This is a genomic window from Streptomyces sp. ISL-87 (assembly GCF_018614095.1).
Classification (GTDB): domain Bacteria; phylum Actinomycetota; class Actinomycetes; order Streptomycetales; family Streptomycetaceae; genus Streptomyces.
Window position 1 is genome coordinate 1 of record NZ_JAGGOY010000056.1, and the last position, 6,945, is coordinate 6,945.

Consider the following 6,945-nt stretch of genomic DNA (forward strand, 5'->3'; position numbering starts at 1 on the left):
GAGCGGGTACCTCAGCGCTGCGCGCTGAGGAGCGAAGCGGCTCGCTGCGCTCGCCGTGAGCCGCTTCGCGGCTCGCCCCTTCGCTGCGCTTCGGGACTTCATGGTGCCGCGCTGCGCGCGGGACCATGGCGGGTTTCGCTTCGCTTCACCCGTTGGGGTGGCCTCGCTGCGCGGGGCCTTGGCCGTATCGCTTCGCTCCCCGGCCAGGGAGCCCGCTGCGCGGGCTGGCTGGCAGTAGAAGGGGGCTGGCATGGTGGTGAGGTGACTCCGTGTCATGGGGCCAGGGCTTCAAGCTGCTGGGTGACGCGCTCCAGGTCGTCGGCCTCTCCCTCGTACGCGGGGCCGTCCGGGTAATTCCGAAGCTCTCGAAGGTAGGTGATGTGGTCCTCCTGGTCCATGGTGAGCAGGCGGTGCTTCCGGTCGTGGGCGGAGGTGTAGCGCGCGCGGCTGATGGGCGCGCCGCGCAGCAGGAGGAGCGCGGTGTGGATGTACCAACGTCCGGCCGAACGGGCGTAGTAGTGGATCTCGTCGTACGGGTCGGATCCGTAGCGGTAGGCGGGCTCCTGGCCAGCGAAGATGACCAATCGCCCGCCACTCAGCTCCACCAAGTCGCCGTCAACGGCCGGAATGCTCAGCGGCTGGCCGTCAGGGGCAATCTCGGTGACCGAGGTTCGGCGGACGCAGAACAGGACATCGGCGCCAGTTTCGGGGTCGCTGAGGATGAGCCGCTCGTCCGGGAACCAATAGTCGCCGTCATGGTCCCGCCCGTGGGGGCACTCCGTCTCCGGCCGCGCCCGGTAGCGACCGTGCGCCTTCGTCTGGCTTCCGTGGTAGTCAACGGTGAAGGATCCCATGCCTCTGCTTCATTCTGGTAGGCGGATTAAAAATGGAAAACGATCACGTCCCCCAGTGGATGGGGAGAGGGTGCCCCGCCCCCGGACACGGGGTCTGGGGGCGGGGCGGTCATTTGCTGAGCCGTCACACGGCCATGAGGCGGAAAGCGCGTTCCATCACGTCGTCAGCCGACCCCGTAATCACCCGCTCGGCGCGGGCTGCGGCCTTGGCGAGGTCATCTGCCCCGCGTGCGGGGGCCGCGTGGTTGGCGTACTCGGTGATTGCGTTGTAACCCGCCCAGGCCGTACCCCGGATACCGGCCTGTGTGTCCGCTCGCTCAAACAGGTTCCGGATGCTGGCCCACCGGACATCCCGGTTTGTCTTCTTCCGGGGGCTGTCGCTGCCGTCAAGCGGCCAAAGCTCGTCAACGACCGTGCGTAGTACGGGCGTCGACATCTCCGCGTCCAGCATGCGCTGGGCCGCCTTCTCGAACTCCTCGGCGTACTTGAACGTCAGGCCCAGTGCCTGACGGGCTTGTGCGATGCGCCCGCGGGCGCCGGACGTGTGGCGGACGGTGTAGCTGCTCTTCGCGTTCCGCAGGGCGGCGCGCAGGGTGTTCGCGCAGACCACGCGGACGGGGGTGACGACGATCCGAAACGCGGTGCTGCCGTCGTGCGAGTTGAACGCGGCAATGTAGAGGTCTACCGCGTCATCCCTGCCGATGGTCAGGGTCTGGGGGAGTTTCATGGTCAGGAACACCTGTCGACCGCCCTTGAGCGACCCGGCCGTCTCAAAGTGCGCGCCAGACTCGTCCACCAGGTGGTTGAGGAACTCGGCGTGCTCCTCGTTCTGCACCGGCGTGTAGTCGGGGCCCACCACGCCGAGGGTCTCCGGCAGCCCGGTCTTGGGGTGCGTGCGGACGCTCGCCCGGTGGTTCGGCACGTCCAGTAGAGTCGTGCCCTCGGCCGTCAGCTCGGTGGCATGCAGCCCCACCAGTCGCACGCTCCAGCCGTCCAGGGCGGCCAGACGCATCGCGTCTTCAGCCGTCAGCGCATCGGCCGTAACGGTCCCCAGCTTGTGCCACGCGCTCTCACGCGCACTGACGAACGCGGCGGTGCCATCGCTGAACTGCTCAATTTCGTGTGCCATGGATCTTCTCCCAATGTGAGGTTTTCTGTTCGGTGGGCTGGGGGTGCCACTCCCCCAGCCGGTGGGTGCGCAGCAAAGGTGCTGCGCCCCGTTGCGGTTTCAGGCGTTACTGCGAAGCTGCCGTAATGCGGGCGTGTGCCATCGCGGGACTGAGTTCGTAGTCCCATTCCTGGGGGAGGTCGGACAGGTCGATGTCGCGGTACCGGCGGGTGATGACCACCTCGACGGGTTCCAGGTCATTGGGTCCGAACACACAGCGCGAGCAGCGTCGGGCGGGGTGTGTCGGCGCAAGCCGGTTGCCCCGTTCATCGCGCTTGCCGTGCTCCCGGTCGTGGATTTCGGCGATCGTCGCGAGACGCTGGCGGACGTCGTCGCCAGTGCGCAGCACAACGGGGCCACGGCCGTGAAGGCGGTAAAACCGGCGGTCGCCCATTTCTGCCGCCTGGGGGGTGGGCTGGCCCTCCCCGGGCAGCTGGTCGAGGGTGACGGGAGTGGAGGTGACCACGGTGTGTTCCTCTTCCAGCCTGACCACGGTTTGGTGATCGACCCCGTACGCCCAGTACCGCCGGACTGCGTCGACGGGCGAGAGACGAGAACTGCTGTGCGTCCCTCCCTTGGCTTCGCCGGTACTGCGGTCGCGATATTTGTGGTGGACCCGCCATGCGACGACCGGGACGACGCACAGAAGCACCGTGTCCGCAGGGCTGTAGAGGGCGGTCCGTGCGTCCTGCCCGGTGCTGTGCAGGCGTACGGCCATCGTGTACGCGCTGCGGGTCTCCAGGGCCGTCACGGTTGCGGGACGGAAGCCATCAAGGATGACGGCGCCTTCGTAGAGGTCCCGAACTTCGATCTGCCGCATTGCTGCTCCTTCGTGAGGTGGGGCGGGCACGCAGGGGTGCGGCTGCTGGCATCCCTGCGTGCCCGACTTGGGCAGATCGCTAGATCAGGTGGATGTGGGGGGCGTCGTCGCAGTACAGGCCCGGTTCCAGCGGGAGGGCCTCGCCGGTCAGGCAGTCGGTGGAGTAGGCGCGGCGGAGCTCACCGGCCGTGAGGGGGGTAGCGATGGCGCCTCCGAGACGCCAGCCCCATGCGCGGCTGAGGCCCTCCGCCGCGTTGGTCCGCAACACGACACCGCAGACCTCGCCCGCCAGGGCGAGCGACGTGGTTGCGACGACGTCGACCATTTCGATTCCCTGGCCGAGATAGGTCCGGCTCCCGGTGTTGTGGAACGGCACTACGGCCGTGAAGGGGCCCGCGCCTGCGGTCATGACGTGGCAGCCGTCTCCGGCCGCGTCGAACAGGGCATAGAGGAGGTTCTCAGCGCGCTGCGTGGGAAAGATCTGCGCTTCCATGGGTGCTCCCTTTCGTGGGGTTCTCCGGTTGCGGCCGGGGGTGCCACTCCCCCGGCCGCTGGTGGGCTGGTGGTCAGCCTTGCGGGGGGGGACGCCCGGGTCAGATGAGTGCGGGCGCGTCCACGAACGTGATCCCGGTGGCGGGATCCGTGTAATCGCTGTTTTCGCTGATGCAGTGCGCGATGTGGCTCTGCTCGGCCGTGGCGGGGCGCGCGGTCAGGTCGCTGACCGCCCAGGACATGACAGCCACCGTGTCATCCCGGCCTGTCGTGCGCAGGACCACCATCGCCATGCCGCCGGTAGCGGTCCGGGCCAACAGGGCAGCGGTCTTCACGACGGCTTCGCCCGGGGTTTCCTCATCCAGCACGGGGCCCGTGATGGTGCACTCGACCTCGTCGACGCCATCGAGGGTCACCAGGACGACAAGGAGTCGGTGGGCGCCTTCACCGGCGGCCCTGGCAATGGACCTCATGAGGGCGGCCGAGCGCAGCGCAAGGCTGAGCGGGTCGGCACTGCGGTTGGCGGAGGTAGGGAAGTAGCTCATGGATGCCCTTTCGCTGGGGTTCTTCGGCCGGAGGGGTCTTGCCACATCCCCCACCGACAAGAGAACTCTATCGCAATCTGAAGGCATCGAGGGGTGGAAACGGCCTGTCCGGCGGACCCAAAAGAGTGATGTATTCGCAGGTCACAGGGGGTTTCCAGCCCGGCGGGGGGCGGGCATTGCGGGTCTGGTGCCGGCTAGCCCCGGAGCGCGAAGCGCGGAGGGCAAGGGGTGGGGTGGCGGGCACGCCACCCCACCCCGCAGCGCGTGCCGCGGAGTGCCTGTCCGGCGGAGCGAAGCGAGCCGGGCGGGCGCTCCACGCAGCGCAGCGGAGTGACGGAGCGAAGCGGAGTGCGGCACGCGGCCCCCGTGGGCCTGGCGGGGACGGGCACGTGGGAGGCGTGAGAGCGCGCAGCGCTCGTTTCGGACGCAGCGAAGCGGAGTCCGGCACGCCTTCCGCGTGACCGTCCCCGCCAGGCCCACGGGGCGGGGTGGACGGCGCAGCGCAGCGGAGCCGTCCACCCCGCCGGCACCGGACCCGCAACGCCCGCCCCCCGCCGGGCTGAAATGCTTTGAGGGGGCCACAGCCGGGCGGCCGGGCCCCCTCGGGGGGAATGGGTGTCAGTGGTTGTCGTAGAGCTGCTGCGCGGCTTTCAGGGCGGTGCGGCGGACCGCTGGGGGGTAGCCGAGGCGGTCTGCTGCCTCGGCGGCGCCGAGGCCTGGTTCGGCGTGCATCTGCGCGGCGATGCGCGCCGCCCGCTCCTGCTGGAGGTGCTTCTGAGCGGTGGAGGTGGAGACGCCGAGAACGTCGACGGCATGGGCGGCGGTCACGGCAGGGTTGGCGTCGAGGAGTTCGGCGATGCAGCCGGGGAGCAGGTCCCGCGGGACCATGTCCCCGGATCCCTTCGGCCGGCCGCTGGGCGCGCTCATGGCGCCGCGGGCGGCGTCGTAGGCACGCACTGCGGCGCGGGGCCAGTGCTCCACTCCGCCCACCACCACGACGTGGCGGGCGAGGCGGGGATCCGTCTTGTAGCTGTCGACGCTGCGCGGCTTCACGCCCAACACGGCGGCCGCCTCGCGGCGGTCGAGCAGGTCCGCGTCGTCCTCCCCCGTCGGGAGGGTCGGCCGCCTGCCCTCGCGGTAGGCGACAACCTGTTCCAGGTCCCACAACAGCACCAGCGCGCCCTCAGAGCTGACCGGCGCAGGGAAGCCAGCGGCGTTGTACGGCTTGACGCGGCAGAAGGTGTGCCACGTCATCCCCAGGGCGTCGGCAAGCTCCTGGCGGCCCACGGCGGTTCGTCCAACGCGGATCACGGTCCCGACCTCCCGATAGGTGAGGCGCGCCGGCGCACGCCAAGGCATGAGGGTCCAACCGAGGCGGCCCACACAAGCAGAAAAATGCTACCGCACTCAAGAAGCATGGTGCGTGCCCGCGCCCGGCCCGGACGCTATGCTCGCCGTGATGACGCACGCGGGTTCTCTCGCGGGGTGTTCTTCGGTCGGCCGGCGCCCTTGCCACCCGCTCTCAGCGGAAGTGGGCGCCGGCCACATTCATTTCACCCGCCAACACCCTCACCCCCTCCCTCCCTCTCCATCCCAGTAAGTGGCTGTTGTCGTACCGAACCTGAGGACGGCGTTTTCGCTGGTCAGGCATAGGGCGCGTGATCCTGTGGGAGTGGTGGCCTGTCGTGCTGATCACTCTTGGGGAGGTCGTGGATGCCGTCGGTCGTGGGGTTGCTGGAGCAGCGCGAGCTCGTTGCTCGTCGTCGTGTGGATGAACTGCGGGAGGAAGCCGACCGCGTCCAGGCCCAGCTGGCCGTGGCCGAGCGGGACTGGAAGGAGTGGGTGATCGCCCGCTCGCGGGTCGGTGAGGTGCTGGCCCCCGGGGGCGAGGCCGAAGAGCACGATCAGGCCGTGCGGACGGCACCGGCAGGGGGACAGAGGGAGGAGGCATCGTCGGTGCCGGGGGCCGCGAAGCCGAAGTCGCAGGTGCCGGTGTGGCGCGAGGGGCTGGACTCGTCGGTGCTGTCGGTGGACTACCAGCGCATCCTGCGGGTACTCGAGGACCGGCGTCGGCTCCATCAAGGGCCGTTGACGTGCCAGGAGATGGCCGTTTTGTTCGGCCTGGATGCGGTGCCGGCGAAGGTGGAGGCGCTGCGGTCGAAGGCGAAGCGGCTGGTGGCGCGCGGCTGGCTGGCCGAGCGGCAGCCGGGCCGGTTCACGCTCGCCGCGAGTGCGGCCGGGCCAGGCGGCGGGTCATGAGCGGGACCATCGACCAGTAGATCATCGCTTCGGCGCTGGTGGTGCGGCGCTCGAAGTCGCGGACCAGGCGGCGGCTTCGCATCAGGTGGGCGAAGAACCGCTCGACGATCCACCGCTTGGGCAGCACCACGAAGCCGCGCATGTCGTCGCTGCGCTTGACGATCGAGAGGACCACAGCGAGCGCGGCCAGGCAGTGCTCGACGAGGCTTCCGGTGTATCCGCCATCGGCCCAGACGAGGTTCAGCCGGTGGTGTGTGCCGGCGACCTGCGCCAGCAGGACCTGGGCGGCGGTGCGGTCGCCGGTGTCCGCTGCGGTGACCGTCACCGCGAGCAGCAGGCCGAGCGTGTCGACCACGACGTGGCGCTTGCGCCCGTTGATCTGCTTGCCGCCGTCGAAACCGCGGCTGTCGGCGCCGACGACGGCGTCCGCTTTGACGGACTGCGAGTCGATCACACCTGCGCTCGGCTCCGCATCCTTGCCCAGTGTCTGGCGGACCTGTCCGCGCAGCCGGTCGTGGAACTCCCTGACCAGGCCGTGGTCGCGCCACCGGCGAAAGAAGGCGTATACGCGGTCCCACCGCGGGAAGTCCGCCGGCATCGCCCGCCACTTGATGCCGTTGTCCACGAGGTAGCGGATCGCGTCCAGTATTCAATGCCACGAAGTTAAGAGCTCGGCGGCGGTGTCAAGGGTGGGCGAGATACGGGAGGGGCCTCTGCTATCCAGGGGATCGGCCAAGATCTTCCTGAGAAAGCAGAGGCCCAGTGGCCCAGCCTGTCGCGGGCAACACCGATGCGGTGTTCGCGCCC

General features: G+C 69.3%; 8 protein-coding genes. 1 reads left to right on the forward strand and 7 read right to left on the reverse strand.

Annotation, left to right across the window (positions count from 1 at the left end; all coding sequences use genetic code 11):
• Positions 1-272 precede the first annotated feature (272 nt).
• The 6 genes from J7I97_RS20415 to J7I97_RS20440 form a co-directional block, all read right to left on the reverse strand.
• Positions 273-854 carry a hypothetical protein gene (locus J7I97_RS20415; protein WP_214936933.1) on the reverse strand — a complete coding sequence of 194 codons (582 nt, stop codon included), beginning with the start codon at positions 852-854 and terminating at the stop codon, positions 273-275.
• 124 nt (positions 855-978) lie between these two features.
• Positions 979-1,983: a DUF932 domain-containing protein gene (locus J7I97_RS20420; protein WP_214936935.1), complete on the reverse strand. Its 1,005-nt coding sequence runs from the start codon at positions 1,981-1,983 to the stop codon at positions 979-981.
• Positions 1,984-2,089: 106 nt separating this feature from the next.
• Entirely contained in the window at positions 2,090-2,842 is a 753-nt protein-coding gene (locus J7I97_RS20425) for a hypothetical protein (RefSeq protein WP_214936937.1), read from the reverse strand.
• A 79-nt stretch (positions 2,843-2,921) separates the two neighbouring features.
• Complete coding sequence (locus J7I97_RS20430) at positions 2,922-3,335, reverse strand: hypothetical protein (protein ID WP_214936939.1); 414 nt, start codon at positions 3,333-3,335, stop codon at positions 2,922-2,924.
• Positions 3,336-3,435: 100 nt separating this feature from the next.
• Positions 3,436-3,879, reverse strand: a complete 444-nt coding sequence (locus J7I97_RS20435) for a hypothetical protein (protein ID WP_214936941.1) — start codon at positions 3,877-3,879, stop codon at positions 3,436-3,438.
• 618 nt (positions 3,880-4,497) lie between these two features.
• On the reverse strand, positions 4,498-5,190 hold the full coding sequence (locus J7I97_RS20440; protein ID WP_214936943.1) for a hypothetical protein: 693 nt from the start codon (positions 5,188-5,190) through the stop codon (positions 4,498-4,500).
• A gap of 402 nt (positions 5,191-5,592) precedes the next feature.
• Here J7I97_RS20440 and J7I97_RS20445 point away from each other — a divergent pair, with 402 nt between their 5' ends.
• Complete coding sequence (locus J7I97_RS20445; RefSeq protein WP_214936945.1) at positions 5,593-6,138, forward strand: hypothetical protein; 546 nt, start codon at positions 5,593-5,595, stop codon at positions 6,136-6,138.
• Here the strand turns inward: J7I97_RS20445 and J7I97_RS20450 are convergent.
• On the reverse strand, positions 6,095-6,787 hold the full coding sequence (locus J7I97_RS20450) for an IS5 family transposase (RefSeq protein ID WP_308378363.1): 693 nt from the start codon (positions 6,785-6,787) through the stop codon (positions 6,095-6,097). The two genes, J7I97_RS20445 and J7I97_RS20450, sit on opposite strands and share 44 nt — an antisense overlap.
• Positions 6,788-6,945 lie beyond the last annotated feature (158 nt).